This is a genomic window from Phyllobacterium sp. 0TCS1.6A, from assembly GCF_026420825.1.
GTDB lineage: Bacteria > Pseudomonadota > Alphaproteobacteria > Rhizobiales > Rhizobiaceae > Phyllobacterium.
In genome coordinates, this window is record NZ_JAPMAB010000001.1 from 818561 (window position 1) to 833971 (window position 15411).

Here is a 15411-nt window from a genome sequence, read left to right on the forward strand (position 1 = left end):
GCATGAAAACGGTCCTGTGCTATGGCGATTCGCTGACATGGGGGTTTATTCCCGATGGCACGGGACGCCATGCCTTGCAGGACCGTTGGCCTCAGGTGCTGCAGGCTGAACTTGGCGACGCGGTGCATGTGGTCAGCGAAGCCTTGAACGGCAGAACCACGGCGTTCGACGATCATCTCTCGGGTTTCGAGCGCAATGGTGCAAAGACGCTTGGCACGACGCTTGGATCGCATTTCCCGCTGGACCTGATCGTCATCATGCTTGGCACGAATGACATGAAATCATTCGTCTGCGGCAATGCCCAGGGCGCCAAGCGCGGCATTCAGCGCCTGATCGAGATCGTGCGCACGACACAATACCAGTTCAGGGCGGGCACCCCGCAGATCCTGATCATGGCGCCGCCGCCCTTGCGACGGGTGGAGATAGCCGAATATGTCGAGATCTTTGCCGGCGGCATCCAGCAGTCGCAGTTGCTTGCAGGGCTTTATTCCGAGGCGGCCCGGCTTGCGGGTTGCGGCTTCTTCGATGCCGGCTCGGTGGCGACGGCCTCGCCATTGGATGGTATCCATCTCGATGCGGAAAATACCAGGGCGATAGGCAAGGCCGTCGCTCCAATCGTTCGACAAATGCTCGACAGTTCAGTCTAGGAGGACCGAGACGTGGCCAATAATTACGACGTGATCATCATCGGTTCGGGACCGGGCGGCTACATCGCCGCCATCCGTTCGGCGCAGCTGGGCTTGAAGACGGCCATTGTCGAGCGCGAGCATCTGGCCGGCATCTGCTCCAACTGGGGCTGCATTCCCACCAAGGCGCTGCTGCGGTCGGCCGAGATCTTCCACTATGCCGAACATGCGAAGAATTATGGCCTCAAGGTCGAGGGCACCGTTACGGCCGACCTGAAGGCGATCGTTGCGCGCTCGCGCGGTATTGCCGAACGGATGAATGGCGGCGTCGGCTTCCTGATGAAGAAGAACAAGGTCGATGTCATCTGGGGCGAGGCGAAGCTGACCAGGCCGGGCGAGATCGTCGTTTCCAAGACCACGAAGAAACCGGTCGAGCCGCAGGCGCCATTGCCGAAGAATACGCTCGGCGAGGGTACGTACACTGCCAAGCATATCATCGTGGCGACGGGCGCCCGTCCGCGCGCTCTCCCCGGTATCGAGCCGGACGGCAAGTTGATCTGGACCTATTTCGAGGCGATGAAGCCGGCGGAAATGCCGAAATCATTGCTGGTCATGGGATCGGGCGCCATCGGTATCGAATTTGCCTCGTTCTACCGTACGATGGGCGTGGACGTCACCGTCGTCGAGGTCATGTCCCAGGTCATGCCGGTAGAGGACGCCGAGATCTCGGCTTTCGCGCGCAAGCAGTTCGAAAAGCAGGGTATGAAGATCATCCTCGACGCCAAGGTCACCAAGGTTGACAAGGCCGCAAATTCCGTCACCGCCCATGTGGAAATGAAGGACGGCAAGGTCGAGAAGATTACGGCCGACCGACTGATTTCCGCGGTCGGCGTTCAGGGCAACATCGAAAATATCGGTCTTGAGGCCCTCGGCGTGAAGACCGAGCGCGGCGTTATCGTCATCGATGGCTATGGCAAGACCAACGTGCCGGGCATTTACGCGATCGGCGACGTGGCCGGACCACCCATGCTGGCGCACAAGGCGGAGCACGAGGCGGTCATCTGCGTCGAGAAGATCGCCGGCCTGCCATATGTCCACCCGATGGACAAGGCCAAGATCCCGGGTTGCACCTATTGCAACCCGCAGGTCGCGTCGGTCGGGTTGACTGAAGCCAGGGCCAAGGCCGACGGCTATGATGTAAGGGTCGGCCGGTTTCCCTTCGTGGCCAATGGCAAGGCCATTGCGCTCGGCGAAGACCAGGGCATGGTGAAGACGGTGTTCGACAAGAAGACCGGCCAGCTTCTCGGTGCGCATCTTGTCGGAGCCGAGGTGACGGAGCTGATCCAGGGATTTGTCGTTGCGATGAATCTGGAAACGACCGAAGAAGAACTCATGCACACGATATTCCCACATCCGACCTTGTCGGAAACGATGAAGGAGAGCGTGCTCGACGCCTATGGTCGCGCATTGAATGCCTGATGCGGAAAGGACACCACGAGGTTGGTGACGATAAAAGACGGCAAGCCGTGGGTTGCCCTGTCGTGGGCGGTGCTGAAATGGTCCACGATCGGGGGGATCGTGATCGGCTTCGTCCCGTCGGCCTTGAGCGTCGCCTCGGGCAACACCATATCCATCAATGGCGTTGCTCTTGACGGGTGGTACGGCGTCTGGGTCTTCACCCTGGCCTTCGGCTTGGGCGGATTGTTATTCGGTGCTATATGGGCCTTGGTGTTTCGTGCAATAGCCATCGCTTCGGAACGAAAGTAAGGGAAACCTATGAACGAGCCAGTGGTTGGATTCATGAGCATGCCCGGCGTGGGTTTCTTTGGCATGCTCATTGTCGGGTTCATAGCGGGCTATGTGGCGGAGAAGGCACTGGATCGCAGCCATGGCCTTTTCACGAATATCCTCGTCGGCATTGCCGGGTCCTTTGTCGGCGGCACGCTCGCAGGCGTCTTGAACATCAATTTTTACGGTTTCTTCGGAAATCTGATCGTTGCGACAGTCGGCGCAATTCTCATCCTTTGGGTTTTCGGTAAGACCCGCGCAGGAAACTAGGAAGGTTCAATGGTAACCGTACTCGATACGATCGATCAGAAACGCCGGCTTCGCCATCCGGAGAAGGCACACAGGCCGGATTCCGAGATACTGAAAAAGCCGGACTGGATCCGCGTGAAGGCGCCGGTATCGAAAGGATATTCGGAGACGCGGGACATTGTGCGTTCGCACAATCTCGTCACGGTCTGCGAAGAGGCGGGCTGCCCGAATATCGGTGAGTGCTGGGACAAGAAGCACGCGACATTCATGATCATGGGCGAAATCTGCACGCGCGCCTGTGCCTTCTGCAACGTCGCGACCGGGCTGCCCACAGCCCTCGATCCGGAAGAGCCCGAGAATGTCGGCAAGGCCGTGAAGAAGATGGGCCTGCAGCACGTCGTCATCACCTCCGTCGATCGCGACGATCTGGCCGATGGCGGTGCGCAGCATTTTGCCGACGTCATCCATGCCATCCGCCGCATATCGCCGGGCACGACCATCGAGATTCTGACGCCCGATTTCCTGCGCAAGCCGGGGGCGCTGGAGATCGTGGTTGCGGCGCGCCCTGACGTCTTCAACCATAATCTGGAAACGGTTCCGTCGAACTACCTCAAGGTTCGGCCGGGCGCTCGTTATTTCCATTCCATCCGCCTGCTGCAGCGCGTGAAGGAACTGGATTCGACCATCTTCACCAAATCCGGGATCATGGTCGGCCTTGGTGAAGAGCGCAACGAGGTCCTGCAATTGATGGACGACCTGCGCTCGGCGGATGTCGACTTCATGACCATCGGCCAATATCTGCAGCCGACGCGCAAGCACCATCCGGTGCTGAACTATGTCACGCCCGAAGAATTCAAGTCCTACGCGACGATCGCCAAGACGAAGGGCTTCCTCGTGGTCGCCTCAAGTCCGCTTACGCGCTCTTCCCACCATGCCGGCGAGGATTTTGCCCGCTTGAAGGCTGCGCGCGAAGCACAACACGCAGCGCGCAGCTAACAGCTACATGCCGAAGTTCGAGACGACCCGACCCGTATCGCATCGCGCAGACCAGATGTTCGATCTCGTTGCGGATGTGGAGCGCTATCCCGAATTCCTGCCGATGTGCGAGAGCCTGAAAGTGCGTTCGCGCAAGGAACGCGATGGCAAGACGCTGCTCATCGCGGATATGACCGTCGGCTACAAGCTGATACGCGAGACATTCACCAGCCAGGTTCTGCTGAAGCCGGCGGAGAGCCTGATCGAGACGAAATACATCGACGGGCCGTTCCGTTACCTCGACAATCGCTGGAAATTCGTTCCGGCCGAGAACCCGGGACATTCATCGGTGAACTTCTATATCGACTATGAGTTCAAGAGCCGCACGCTCGGCTTTCTCATGGGATCGATGTTCGACATCGCGTTTCGCAAGTTCACCGAAGCATTCGAGAAGCGGGCCGACGCAATCTATGGCCGTCCGGCGGAGGGTTGAGCATGGATGATGACAGCTACGAGCTTCATTGCGAGACGCCGTCCGTTGAAGACTATCGGCGGCTTCGTGAATTGTCCGGGCTTTCGCCGAAGAGCCTCGAAGCCGCGGAGAAGGGCCTGCCCAACACCATTCATGCCGCTATCGTCCGCCACAATGGCGCAACGGTGGCGATGGGGCGCATTGTCGGCGATGATGGCTGCTTCTACCAGATCGTCGATATAGCGGTCGATCCGGAGCATCAGGGCAAGGGACTGGGCAAGAGGATCGTGTCCAACCTGGTAGATCATATTCAGGCCCGGGCGCCAGAGGGCGCCTATTGCAGCCTCATCGCCGATGGTCCGGCAAGATATCTCTATGAAAAGTTCGGTTTCGAGCCGGTCACGCCGGAATCCATCGGCATGGCATTGCGGGTGGATCGCGACTGATCATCCCGTCTTCTTCAACCCCTGGAGAATGAGTTCCAGCGCCGCATCGACGGCGGCTCTGCGAATGGATTCGCGGCCGTCATCCTTGAACAGATGTTTGGCCGCGATGGGTTCGGAACCGTGTCGTGCAAGGCCAAACCATACGAGGCCGACCGGCTTTTCAGGCGAGCCGCCGCCCGGGCCGGCAATGCCCGTGACGGAGACGGCAATGCCCGCCCTGGAATTTTGCAGCGCACCGGTGGCCATCGCCCGGGCAACCTCTGCCGATACCGCCCCGTGGTCGGCGATGAGTGCCCGTGGAACGCCAAGCATCTGTTCCTTTGCTTCGTTGGAATAGGTGACGAAGCCGCGGTCGAACACATCGGATGAGCCGCCAATATCCGTGATCGATGCTGCGATCATTCCGCCCGTGCAGGATTCGGCCGTGGCCAGCATCAATCCGGCCGCGCGGCAGGCTTCGAGCACCTCAATGGCTTTCTTCTCTGCTATCAGCCCGCTCACTCCGGCAGCCCGCCCGGATAGATCACCGACGCGGTGGCGATGGCCGCGATGCCTTCTTCGCGGCCGATGAATCCGAGTTTCTCATTGGTCGTCGCCTTGATCGAAATGCGGTCAGCCGAGATTCCGAGCATGGACGACAGTTCGCGCGTCATTGCCTCACGATGCGGTCCGACCTTTGGAGCCTCGCAGATCAGGGTAATGTCGGCATTGGCGATGCGCCCGCCGGCTTCCCTGACGATGCCCACCGCATGCTCGACGAATATGCGCGAGGCGGCGCCTTTCCACCTGGCCTCCGAGGGAGGAAAGTGCGTGCCGATATCGCCGGCGCCGCGTGTGGCCAGGAGTGCATCGGTGAGTGCATGGAGGGCGACGTCGGCGTCGGAATGGCCGGAAAGCTTCCTGTCATGGGCGATGAAGACACCAGCCAGCGTCACCCCGTCGCCGGGTTCGAAAGCGTGGACATCATAGCCGTTTCCAGTCCGGACATCGGGAAATGCCATGTTATTCTTGGAAAAGCGGTCATCGGCCATCTCGATATCCTTAGCCCAGGTGAGTTTGGTGTTGTCCGCCGAACCTTCGACGATGCGAACGGGCAGGCCCGTCCATTCCGCAATGGCGGAATCATCGGTGAAATCGGAGCGCCCGGCGGCAAAGGCGGCGTCATGCGCTGCGAGGATCGGCACAAACGGGAAGGCTTGCGGCGTCTGCGCAGCATAGAGCCCGGCCCGGGGCACGGTGCCGCTGACCATCGCATCATGTCCCGCCGCCTTCAACGTATCCGAGACGGCGAGTACGGGCAGCACGCCCATGTGCGGCGTCAGGTTGAATATGACCCGTTCGAGCAGGTCCGGCGCTATGAAGGGGCGAACGCCGTCATGGATCAGAACATGGTCGGGCGCGGCCTCCCTCAGCGCCAACAGGCCGAGACGGGTCGATTCCTGCCGGGTCGGTCCTCCGGTGACAACCCTGACACCCGCGGCAAGCTCGCCCAGCGCCTGCGCAAACAGGGCATCGTCTTCGCGGTGGATGACCACCACGATATCGTCGAGGAGCGGGCAATCGAGGAATGCGCGCACGGTATGGGCGAGTACGGCTTCGCCACCGATTCTGCGATACTGCTTTGGCCCCTCGATGCTTTGACCGGCGCGCTCGCCGCGCCCGGCCGCCACAATGACGGCCGCTACCCGCGGTTTGCTATCGTCAATCGTCCCCGGCACACAATCTCTCCATGACCGCAAATGCGTTAACCTCTGCACGGCAGAAAGGCCAGAGCTTTCCGCACAATGGAAGTTGAAAACACACACTTGCCGCACGCAGTCTACCTTGCGGACGGGCGTGATCCTGTCTAAAGGATAGGCTGATGAAAAATTGCATACGAAACAGGCAATCTCTGTGATCGATCTGGCAAGCCCCCTGAATGTCGGCGGCGTCGAACTGCGCAATCGCGTATTGCTCGCGCCGATGTCCGGCGTTTCCGACCTGCCGTTCCGCCGCCTGGCCTGGCAGGCCGGCGCGGGAATGGTCGTATCGGAAATGGTTGCCAGCGCCGAACTCTGCACCCGTGAACGCTGCAATCTGCTGCGCCTGAAGGGCGAGGGCCTTGGCACGCATGTCGTGCAGATCGCCGGGCGCGAAAGCCGCTGGATGGCCGAAGCCGCGCGCATTGCCGAGGGCGAGGGCGCTCATATCGTTGACATCAATATGGGGTGCCCTGCCAAGAAGGTGACTGGCGGGCTCTCCGGCTCGGCGCTGATGCGCGACCTGGATCACGCGATCAGCCTGGTGGAGGCGACGCTCGGGGCAGTCAAGGTTCCGGTGACGCTGAAGATGCGTCTCGGCTGGGACGGCGACAGCATCAATGCTCCCGAACTCGCCGCGCGCGCCGAGGCCGCCGGAGTGCGGATGGTGACCGTCCATGGCCGCACCCGCTGCCAATTCTATGAGGGCAAAGCGGATTGGGGTGCGATTCGCGCCGTGCGCGATGCTATCTCCATTCCGCTCGTGGCGAATGGCGACGTTCTCGACCGAAACGATGCGCTGGCGATCCTCGATGCTTCCGGGGCGGACGCCGTTATGGTGGGACGCGGCTCCTATGGGCAGCCCTGGCTGCCGGGCGCGATAGTGGACGATAGTCGCGCGGAAGTCGGTCCGATTGCCGACTATGCCGTTGCCCATTACGAGGCGATGCTTGCCCATTATGGCGCACTGACCGGTACGCGCCACGCGCGCAAACATATCGGCTGGTATCTCGACAGGTTCGCGCCGGCAATAACTCCAGCCGAGCGCGGCTGCCTGTTGACCGACAAGGACCCGCGCAACGTCGCGCGCAGCCTGCATGCGGCGCTGTCGGTCGCGCATACGGGCGAATTCAAGAAGGTGGCATGATGGGGGAAATCAACAGGGCTGCACTTGACGAAGGCGTAGCGACCATGGTGCTCAATTCATTGCGGCACCCGGTCATCATGCTGGACGAGGCGGGATTCATCTCCTTCGCCAATGCCGATGCCGAAGCGTTCTTTCGCTCCAGCGCCAGCATTCTCAGCCGCAACACGCTGGAAACCTTGCTGCCTTTCGGAAGCCCCCTGCTTGCGCTGGTCAAGCAGGTTCGGGAAAATCCGTCGCCGGTCAATGAATACCGCGTGGATGTATCGTCGCCGCGCCTCGGGAACGACAGGATCGTCGATCTCTACGTTACACCCGTCAGCGAAGCGCCCGGTTCGATCGTCATCCTTTTCAAGGAGCGGTCGATGGCGGAGAAGCTCGACCGGCAGATGACGCATCGCGGTGCAGCGCGCTCCGTTACCGGGCTTGCATCCATGCTCGCGCATGAGATCAAGAACCCCCTGTCGGGAATTCGCGGCGCCGCCCAGCTTCTGGAGACTGGCCTGAACGATGATGATCGCGCACTTACGCGGTTGATCACCGACGAAACCGACCGGATCGTCTCGTTGGTCGACCGGATGGAAGTGTTTTCCGACGAACGGCCGATCGAACGCGAGGCGGTGAATATCCATGTCGTGCTGGACCATGTCAAAGCCATTGCGAAGAATGGTTTTGCCAGCCACATCAAGTTCCATGAAGATTACGATCCGTCATTGCCCTATGTGTTCGCCAATCGCGACCAGCTCGTGCAGGTGTTCCTCAACCTCGTGAAGAACGCTGCCGAATCCATCGGCCAAGGCGAGTCGGGCGAGATAACGCTGTCCACCGCCTTCCGGCCCGGCATCCGTCTTTCGATTCCCGGCATGCGGAACCGCGTTTCGCTGCCGCTCGAATTCTGCGTGTCCGATACGGGTGCCGGAGTCGCGCCCGATATCATGCCGCATCTGTTCGATCCGTTCGTGACCACCAAGCCCAATGGTTCGGGGCTTGGGCTTGCCCTTGTTGCCAAGATCGTCGGCGATCATGGCGGGGTCATAGAATGCGATTCCGTTCCTCGGAAGACGACGTTCCGCATTCTGATGCCCGCATGGCAGAGCGATCCGCTTGATGACGGGCAGGGCGATGCGGTTTCAACTAGCAAGAAGACAGGATTCTGATCATGAGTCTCGGCAGTATTCTCGTCGCTGACGACGACGCCGCAATCCGGACGGTGCTGAATCAGGCCCTGTCCCGCGCCGGCTACGACGTGCGCATCACATCGAATGCCGCCACGCTCTGGCGCTGGATATCAGCCGGCGATGGCGACCTCGTGATCACCGACGTGGTCATGCCTGACGAGAATGCTTTCGATCTCCTGCCTCGTATCAAGAAGTCGCGGCCGGACCTGCCGGTCATCGTCATGAGTGCGCAGAATACCTTCATGACCGCCATTCGCGCTTCCGAGGCCGGCGCCTATGAATATCTGCCGAAACCGTTCGATCTGACGGAACTCGTCAGCATTGTCGGCCGGGCGCTGGCGGAACCCAAGAAGAAACCGGAAAAATGGGTGGCGGACGAGCAGCCCGACACAATGCCGCTCGTCGGGCGCTCGCCGGCGATGCAGGAGATCTATCGCGTCCTGGCGCGCATGATGCAGACGGACCTCACCGTGATGATTTCAGGCGAATCCGGCACGGGCAAGGAGCTGGTCGCGCGGGCGCTGCATGAATATGGCCGGCGGCGCAAAGGCCCGTTCGTCGCGATCAACATGGCGGCAATCCCGAGGGATCTGATCGAGTCGGAACTCTTCGGGCACGAGCGCGGTGCCTTCACGGGCGCGCAGAACCGCTCCAGCGGGCGGTTCGAGCAGGCCGATGGCGGAACGCTGTTTCTGGACGAGATCGGCGACATGCCGATGGAGGCGCAGACCCGGCTGCTTCGCGTGCTGCAACAGGGCGAATATATGACTGTGGGCGGGCGCACGCCGATCAAGACCGATGTACGGATCGTCGCCGCCAGCAACAAGGATCTGCGGACCCTCATCAATCAGGGGCTGTTCCGCGAGGATTTGTACTACCGCCTGAACGTGGTGCCGCTCAGACTTCCGCCCTTGCGCGAGCGCGGCGAGGATATTCCCGATCTCGTGCGCCATTTCTTCAAGCTGGCGGTGAAGGATGGTCTGCCGGAGAAGCGCATCACTTCGGCTGGACTGGACCTGATGCGCCGCTACCCCTGGGCGGGCAATGTACGCGAACTCGAAAACCTCGTCCGGCGGCTGGCGGCTCTCTATCCTCAGGAAGAAATCAACGCGGATGTCATCGAGGCCGAGCTGAAGGCGGACCTGCGTCCGGCGGAGCCTGCTTCGGCGGTCATGGCCAGTGATGACGTGACGATAGGCCAGGCCGTCGAAAACAACATGCAGCGCTATTTCATGTCCTATGGCGACGATCTTCCGCCGCCCGGGCTTTATCAACGCGTGCTCGAGGAGGTGGAATATCCACTGATCCTCTCCTGCCTCACGGCGACCCATGGAAACCAGATCAAGGCGGCGGAGCTTCTTGGTCTCAACCGCAACACGCTGCGCAAGAAAATCCGCGAGCTCGGCGTGAATATCTACAAGAACAACCGTTAGCGAAGGCGGCGCGGCCGGGCAATCCAGCCACGCCTGCGGCAATCAGTCGAGCGAGCCGATATAATCGAGCTTGCCGACGGGAGCGCCATTGTGGCGCAGTATGTTCTGCGCGGTCGTGACGTGGAAATAGAAGTTCGGCAGGACGAATTTGAGAACGTAGTCCTGGCCGCTGAGCGCTACTTTCATCTTGCCGAAGTTCAGCATCACCTCGCGCGCGGCCGAATCGGCAAGGGCCGCCTCGTCGACGCTTTCGAGGAACGCCGCCGTCTTGGCCAGGCGTTGTTTCAGTTCGTCGAAATTGGTCTCATTGTCGGGGAAGCTCGGCGCGGCAATATCCGTGAGGCGGCCGATCATGTTCTTCGACGTGTCGCTCATGCGCTGGACCTGGCCCGAAAACGGCAACATGTCGGGAGCGAGCCGGGCATTGAAGAGGACAAGCGGGTCGATCTTCTTCTCGGCGGCATAGTGTTCCGCCTTGTCGATGAGCGAGGAGGCGATGGAAAGGCCACGCAGCAGTGCGGGCACGGCTACGGAATATAGGGACAGGGACATTATTGCTCCTTCAGAGCGTTCGGATTCACGTCCCTAGCAGTTACGACCCGGAGCGACATTTTCAAGTGGCGATTTCGTTCTGGCCATGCGCTGCTGCCAAAATCAGCTCGTTCGGGTCGCTGCTGGCGTGAACAATGCGATTGCGCCCCTGGGTCTTGGCCGCGTAAAGACATTTGTCCGCCGCGATCAAGGCCTCTTCCAGCGACTGCTGCGGCAGGTGGATCGATATGCCGACGCTGACAGTCACGTCGAGGTTCTCAACGCGCAATTGTTTCGGAATGTCGCGCACCCCGGTCAAGAGCCGGTGGGCGAGCCAGTCGGCCTTGCCGACATCGGCATTGGCCAGGAAAACCGCAAACTCTTCGCCACCGAACCTTGCGGCGAAATCCCACTCCGTGGTGATGGCGCGCAGCAGCAATCCTATTTCCTGCAGGACCGCATCGCCGATGGCGTGGCCGAAGCGATCATTGATCGATTTGAAATGGTCGGCATCGATATAGAGAATGGCGCCGGCACTCTTGTCGGGGTCGCAGAGATTGATATGGCGCTGCGCCTGGAGATAAAAATCGTTGCGGTTTGACAAGCCCGTGAGATCGTCGCGGCGCGAAGCCTCGTCGAGAAGTATCGCAGTCTGCTTCAGCCTTTGGTTCAGGTCGATCAGAAAAGCACCGAGCGGCGCACTGACGATGACGACGATGCAGGTCGTAACCGCAAGCAGGCCAACGGTATCGTTCAGATCGACGAAGAAGGAAAACACGACTGCAAGGGTGTTGGCCGCCGTCGTAGCCATCACGACCATGACAACGACTTGCCGCGGCGGTGACAGATTGCCGAATTTCGTGACCCAAAAATCGTAGGTGCTCATGGTTCTCGCCGGATTCCCCAGTCATTCCTACACCACGGCGGTGAAAAACTTGACAACAAAACGCATAAATTTGCCGAACGTCTACGTGGCAGTGATGCTTTGGTACAATTTTTCAGAGGATGTCGAACGAGACCGTTGCATTTCCGCCACAATGTGTTGCATGAGTGCCACTTGTTTCGGATTGCGTGGCGATGGTCTTGTCTGATTCTGTCAATTTGGCCAGTGGTGGCCCAACCCGTGGCGCAGCCGGAGGCAGCAGCCAGCGCTTCTTTTCGCGCGCTGGCATCCTGACTGTCGCGCTTGCGCTTCTGACGACGGGCGTCACCTTTGTCATTCTCACCGACATGACGCCGATCCGGCCGGAAAGTGGTGTCACGCTGGTGTTGACGGCCGTCAATGCAGTTCTCATCCTCGTCCTGATCGGCTTGATCGGCCGGGAAATATACAGGGTTGCCCAGGCACGCAGCCGCGGGAAGGCGGCATCGCGCCTTCATGTCCGCCTTGTGGTGCTGTTTTCCCTCGTTGCCGCGGTGCCTGCGATGATCGTGGCTATCGTTGCGTCGATCACGCTTGATATGGGGCTCGATCGATGGTTCGAGATGCGCACCTCGATGATCGTGCGATCTTCGATCAGCCTCGCCGAATCCTACATTCAGGAAAGCGCGCGCAACCTGCAGAACAGTTCGCTGGAGATGGTCGAATATCTCGATGCGCAGCGGACGCTCTACAATGTCGATCGTAGCGGCTTCCTTCGAATGATGACGCAGCAGGCCGTCAGCCGGAACATGGTGGCCGCTTCCCTGATCAAGGAGAATGGCGAAACCGTCGCCCGCGCCGACATCCGCACGAACATCGAAATTCCCACCGTCGCCCGCGGCGTGCTCAATACCGCCTCCGACGGGAAGCCCGTGCTTATCCCGCCCGAGCAGACCAATCTTCTGAGCGCGGTGATAAAATTGCGCGAGATGCCCGGGCTCTACCTTTATGCGGTTCGCCCGGTCGATGCGGACATTCTCAATGCCAGCCGTGCCGTCACGCAGCAGAATGCCGGCAGCATGAGCAGCCCGAACCAAGGCATACCGACGCAGCTGCTTTTTGCACTGCTCTATTTCGGCCTCACGCTGACGCTGCTTCTGTCGGCCATCTGGACCGGTATTGCCGTCGCCGACCGTCTGGTCAGGCCGATCCGGCTGCTTATCGGCGCCGCGGGCGATGTTGCTACGGGCAATCTTGACGTGTCCGTGCCTGTGCATCGATCCGACGGCGATGTCGGCTCCCTGTCGCAGACCTTCAACACGATGGTTCGCCAGATCGGCACGCAGCGCAACGATCTCGTCAGTGCCAAGGACCAGATCGACGAGAGGCGGCGTTTCTCCGAGGCGGTGCTGTCGGGAGTGACGGCGGGGGTCGTCAGCGTCAATGGCGATGGCATCGTCGAGATCATCAATCGTTCGGCACAGTCGATGCTCGGGCTCGATCCCGCAACTGCAGGTGGCAAGAACCTTTCCGCGCTGGTTCCCGAGATCGGCCTGGTCTTCGAAGTGGCCCGGGCGACGAACCGTTCGGTCTACCGGGAGCAGGTCGCCATATCGAGGCATGGCAGCGCGCGGACGTTCAACGTTCAGATAACGATGGAAGATGCTGATGCCGCAGAACATTCCTATGTCGTGACCGTCGACGACATCACGGATCTCGTCGAGGCGCAGCGCTCCTCGGCCTGGGCCGACGTGGCACGACGCATCGCCCATGAAATCAAGAATCCGCTGACGCCAATCCAGCTCTCCGCCGAAAGGCTGCGCCGTCGCTTCGGAAAAGCCATCACGCAGGATCGCGAAGTCTTCGACCAGTGCACGGAGACCATTATCCGGCAGGTCGGCGATATCGGGCGGATGGTCGACGAATTTTCATCCTTCGCCCGCATGCCGAAGCCGGAGATGCGCCTCGTAGACCTGCGCGAGGCTTTGAAGGAAGCATCCTTCCTCGTGGAAGTCAGCCGAAGCGACATCCGTTTCGAGCGCGATTTCGCTGATGAGCCGCTGATGGGGATGTTCGATCCCCGGCTCATGGGGCAAGCCTTCGGCAATGTGATCAAGAATGCCGCCGAGGCGGTCGAATCCGTCGTCAAGGAGGGGCATCTCGATGGCCATATCCTCGTGCGCTGCAGGGCCGTCGGTGGGGAAATGCTGATCGAGATCCTCGACAATGGCAAGGGCCTGCCGCGTGAGCATCGCCAGCGCCTGCTCGAACCCTATATGACGACGCGCGAAAAGGGCACCGGCCTCGGCCTTGCTATCGTCAAGAAGATAGTCGAGGACCACGCGGGGCAACTCGAATTACACGACGCACCGGAAGAATTCTATGGGGGACGCGGGGCGATGATCCGCATGGTCTTTCCCCGTGTCCGGCCGGACAATCATCCAGAAGAACAGGTGAATTCAAATGGCATCTGACATCCTTGTCGTTGACGATGAAGTGGATATTCGCGAGCTCGTTGCGGGCATCTTGAGTGACGAGGGCTATGACACGCGCATGGCCTCGGATGCCGACAGTGCCCTGGCGGCGATCGATGATCGTATTCCACGGCTGATATTCCTCGACATATGGATGCAGGGCAGCCGGCTCGACGGCCTCGCATTGCTCGACGAGATCAAGCAGCGCCACCCGGAAGTGCCGGTCGTGATGATTTCCGGCCACGGCAATATCGAAACCGCCGTCTCGGCGATCCGCCGCGGCGCCTATGATTTCATCGAGAAGCCGTTCAAGGCGGACAGGCTGATCCTCGTCGCCGAACGCGCGCTGGAAACGTCGAAACTGCGCCGCGAGGTTTCGGATCTGCGCCGGCGCTCGGCCGAAAGCTTCGAGCTGCTGGGCAATTCGCTGGCGATGAACCATCTGCGCCAGACGATCGAACGCGTTGCGCCCACCAATAGCCGCATCATGATCACCGGCCCGTCCGGTGCCGGCAAGGAATTGACGGCGCGGGCGATCCACGCGCTTTCCACCCGGGCAAAGGGACCGTTCGTCAATCTGAACGCTGCGACAATCACTCCGGAACGCATGGAGATAGAGCTGTTCGGCACCGAATCCGATGGCGGCGAGCGCAAGGTTGGCGCGCTGGAGGAGGCGCATGGCGGCATCCTCTACCTGAACGAGATCGCGGACATGCCGCGCGAGACGCAGAACAAGATCCTGCGCGTCCTCGTGGACCAGCAGTTCGAACGTGTCGGCGGCACCAAGCGCATCAAGGTCGATGTGCGCATCATCTCGTCCACCGCACAGAATCTTGAGGCCATGATCGCCGAGGGGCGGTTCCGTGAAGATCTGTTTCATCGGCTGGCGGTCGTGCCGGTCATCGTTCCGCCGCTGGCCGATCGTCGCGACGATATTCCCGCGCTTGTCGATTTCTTCATGGCGCAGATCGCGGAACAGGCCGGCATCAAGCCGCGCAAGATCGGTCCCGACGCCATGGCGGTTCTGCAATCGCATTCATGGCCGGGCAATATCCGGCAATTGCGCAACAATATCGAACGCCTGATCATTCTCGCCCGCGGCGACGATCCGGAGGCCGTCATCACCGCGGACCTGCTGCCGGCGGAGATCGGCGACACCTTGCCCAAGGCCCCGACCGAATCGGATCAGCACATCATGGCGCTGCCGCTGCGCGAGGCGCGCGAGCGCTTCGAGAAGGAATATCTTATCGCCCAGATCAACCGTTTTGGCGGAAACATCTCGCGCACCGCCGAATTCGTTGGTATGGAACGTTCAGCACTGCATAGAAAGCTGAAATCCCTCGGGGTTTAAAGCATTCGGGATGCGATGACCGGAGTAGCTCATGCCTGGCACTATCAATCGAGAGCCGCGCGTCCTATCGGCTGGGGCCAAGGGAAACCGGGTCGGACAATGGTCGCCGCTACATTCGGTCTTCCTCGTGGAAGGCATGTCTA

Annotated in this window: 16 protein-coding genes; 12 read left to right on the forward strand and 4 right to left on the reverse strand. The window is 60.6% G+C overall.

What is annotated here, in order from left to right; genetic code table 11:
- Window positions 1-2 precede the first annotated feature (2 nt).
- From OSJ75_RS03935 to OSJ75_RS03965, 7 genes are read left to right on the forward strand one after another with little or no spacing between them, the layout of a single operon-like run.
- On the forward strand, window positions 3-647 hold the full coding sequence (locus OSJ75_RS03935; RefSeq protein ID WP_267226989.1) for an SGNH/GDSL hydrolase family protein: 645 nt from the start codon (window positions 3-5) through the stop codon (window positions 645-647).
- Window positions 648-659: 12 nt separating this feature from the next.
- Entirely contained in the window at window positions 660-2105 is a 1446-nt protein-coding gene (lpdA, locus tag OSJ75_RS03940) for a dihydrolipoyl dehydrogenase (RefSeq protein ID WP_267226990.1), read from the forward strand.
- 24 nt (window positions 2106-2129) lie between these two features.
- Window positions 2130-2393 carry a hypothetical protein gene (locus tag OSJ75_RS03945; protein ID WP_416362507.1) on the forward strand — a complete coding sequence of 88 codons (264 nt, stop codon included), beginning with the start codon at window positions 2130-2132 and terminating at the stop codon, window positions 2391-2393.
- 9 nt (window positions 2394-2402) lie between these two features.
- A complete protein-coding gene (locus OSJ75_RS03950) occupies window positions 2403-2684 on the forward strand; it encodes a GlsB/YeaQ/YmgE family stress response membrane protein (protein WP_250014291.1) in 282 nt (93 codons plus the stop codon).
- A 9-nt stretch (window positions 2685-2693) separates the two neighbouring features.
- Window positions 2694-3659, forward strand: a complete 966-nt coding sequence (lipA, locus tag OSJ75_RS03955; RefSeq protein WP_250014294.1) for a lipoyl synthase — start codon at window positions 2694-2696, stop codon at window positions 3657-3659.
- 7 nt (window positions 3660-3666) lie between these two features.
- Entirely contained in the window at window positions 3667-4131 is a 465-nt protein-coding gene (locus OSJ75_RS03960) for a type II toxin-antitoxin system RatA family toxin (protein ID WP_267226991.1), read from the forward strand.
- Between the two features lie 2 nt (window positions 4132-4133).
- Window positions 4134-4556 carry a GNAT family N-acetyltransferase gene (locus tag OSJ75_RS03965; protein ID WP_250014298.1) on the forward strand — a complete coding sequence of 141 codons (423 nt, stop codon included), beginning with the start codon at window positions 4134-4136 and terminating at the stop codon, window positions 4554-4556.
- Here OSJ75_RS03965 and OSJ75_RS03970 read toward each other — a convergent pair whose 3' ends face one another.
- Window positions 4557-5057 carry a CinA family protein gene (locus OSJ75_RS03970; protein WP_267226992.1) on the reverse strand — a complete coding sequence of 167 codons (501 nt, stop codon included), beginning with the start codon at window positions 5055-5057 and terminating at the stop codon, window positions 4557-4559.
- Entirely contained in the window at window positions 5054-6274 is a 1221-nt protein-coding gene (locus tag OSJ75_RS03975; protein ID WP_267226993.1) for a bifunctional 2-C-methyl-D-erythritol 4-phosphate cytidylyltransferase/2-C-methyl-D-erythritol 2,4-cyclodiphosphate synthase, read from the reverse strand. The genes OSJ75_RS03970 and OSJ75_RS03975 overlap by 4 nt, the downstream gene beginning before the upstream one ends.
- A 175-nt stretch (window positions 6275-6449) precedes the next feature.
- Here OSJ75_RS03975 and dusB point away from each other — a divergent pair, with 175 nt between their 5' ends.
- The 3 genes from dusB to ntrC are packed head-to-tail and all read left to right on the forward strand — an operon-like array spanning window position 6450 to window position 10050.
- Window positions 6450-7442, forward strand: coding sequence for a tRNA dihydrouridine synthase DusB (dusB, locus tag OSJ75_RS03980; protein WP_267226994.1), 993 nt, complete (start codon window positions 6450-6452; stop codon window positions 7440-7442).
- The gene (locus OSJ75_RS03985; RefSeq protein ID WP_250014302.1) at window positions 7439-8596 is read left to right on the forward strand and encodes a two-component system sensor histidine kinase NtrB; all 1158 of its coding nucleotides are present in this window, start codon (window positions 7439-7441) and stop codon (window positions 8594-8596) included. Before dusB ends, OSJ75_RS03985 begins: the two co-directional genes overlap by 4 nt.
- Window positions 8597-8598: 2 nt before the next feature.
- Window positions 8599-10050 (forward strand): nitrogen regulation protein NR(I), encoded by a 1452-nt coding sequence (gene ntrC / locus OSJ75_RS03990; protein ID WP_250014303.1) that lies wholly within the window; start codon window positions 8599-8601, stop codon window positions 10048-10050.
- Between the two features lie 42 nt (window positions 10051-10092).
- On the opposite strand, the gene OSJ75_RS03995 is transcribed toward ntrC, so the two are convergent.
- Both OSJ75_RS03995 and OSJ75_RS04000 read right to left on the reverse strand, forming a co-directional pair.
- Window positions 10093-10602 (reverse strand): DUF1993 domain-containing protein, encoded by a 510-nt coding sequence (locus tag OSJ75_RS03995; protein ID WP_267226995.1) that lies wholly within the window; start codon window positions 10600-10602, stop codon window positions 10093-10095.
- Between the two features lie 61 nt (window positions 10603-10663).
- On the reverse strand, window positions 10664-11467 hold the full coding sequence (locus OSJ75_RS04000) for a GGDEF domain-containing protein (protein ID WP_267226996.1): 804 nt from the start codon (window positions 11465-11467) through the stop codon (window positions 10664-10666).
- A gap of 191 nt (window positions 11468-11658) precedes the next feature.
- On the opposite strand from OSJ75_RS04000, the gene OSJ75_RS04005 reads away from it, so the two are divergent.
- Window positions 11659-13917, forward strand: coding sequence for a sensor histidine kinase NtrY-like (locus OSJ75_RS04005; RefSeq protein ID WP_267226997.1), 2259 nt, complete (start codon window positions 11659-11661; stop codon window positions 13915-13917).
- On the forward strand, window positions 13907-15268 hold the full coding sequence (locus OSJ75_RS04010; protein ID WP_250014308.1) for a sigma-54-dependent transcriptional regulator: 1362 nt from the start codon (window positions 13907-13909) through the stop codon (window positions 15266-15268). Before OSJ75_RS04005 ends, OSJ75_RS04010 begins: the two co-directional genes overlap by 11 nt.
- Window positions 15269-15411 lie beyond the last annotated feature (143 nt).

What these genes read in the sequence shown, in the direction of transcription:
- OSJ75_RS04010 (WP_250014308.1), top strand. Translation starts at nt 13,907, where the DNA reads ATGGCATCTGACATCCTTGTCGTTGACGATGAAGTGGATATTCGCGAG.
- lipA (WP_250014294.1), top strand. Translation starts at nt 2,694, where the DNA reads ATGGTAACCGTACTCGATACGATCGATCAGAAACGCCGGCTTCGCCAT.
- OSJ75_RS04000 (WP_267226996.1), bottom strand. Translation starts at nt 11,467, where the DNA reads ATGAGCACCTACGATTTTTGGGTCACGAAATTCGGCAATCTGTCACCG.
- OSJ75_RS03935 (WP_267226989.1), top strand. Translation starts at nt 3, where the DNA reads ATGAAAACGGTCCTGTGCTATGGCGATTCGCTGACATGGGGGTTTATT.
- ntrC (WP_250014303.1), top strand. Translation starts at nt 8,599, where the DNA reads ATGAGTCTCGGCAGTATTCTCGTCGCTGACGACGACGCCGCAATCCGG.
- OSJ75_RS03960 (WP_267226991.1), top strand. Translation starts at nt 3,667, where the DNA reads ATGCCGAAGTTCGAGACGACCCGACCCGTATCGCATCGCGCAGACCAG.
- OSJ75_RS03965 (WP_250014298.1), top strand. Translation starts at nt 4,134, where the DNA reads ATGGATGATGACAGCTACGAGCTTCATTGCGAGACGCCGTCCGTTGAA.
- OSJ75_RS03950 (WP_250014291.1), top strand. Translation starts at nt 2,403, where the DNA reads ATGAACGAGCCAGTGGTTGGATTCATGAGCATGCCCGGCGTGGGTTTC.
- OSJ75_RS03995 (WP_267226995.1), bottom strand. Translation starts at nt 10,602, where the DNA reads ATGTCCCTGTCCCTATATTCCGTAGCCGTGCCCGCACTGCTGCGTGGC.
- OSJ75_RS04005 (WP_267226997.1), top strand. Translation starts at nt 11,659, where the DNA reads ATGGTCTTGTCTGATTCTGTCAATTTGGCCAGTGGTGGCCCAACCCGT.
- OSJ75_RS03985 (WP_250014302.1), top strand. Translation starts at nt 7,439, where the DNA reads ATGATGGGGGAAATCAACAGGGCTGCACTTGACGAAGGCGTAGCGACC.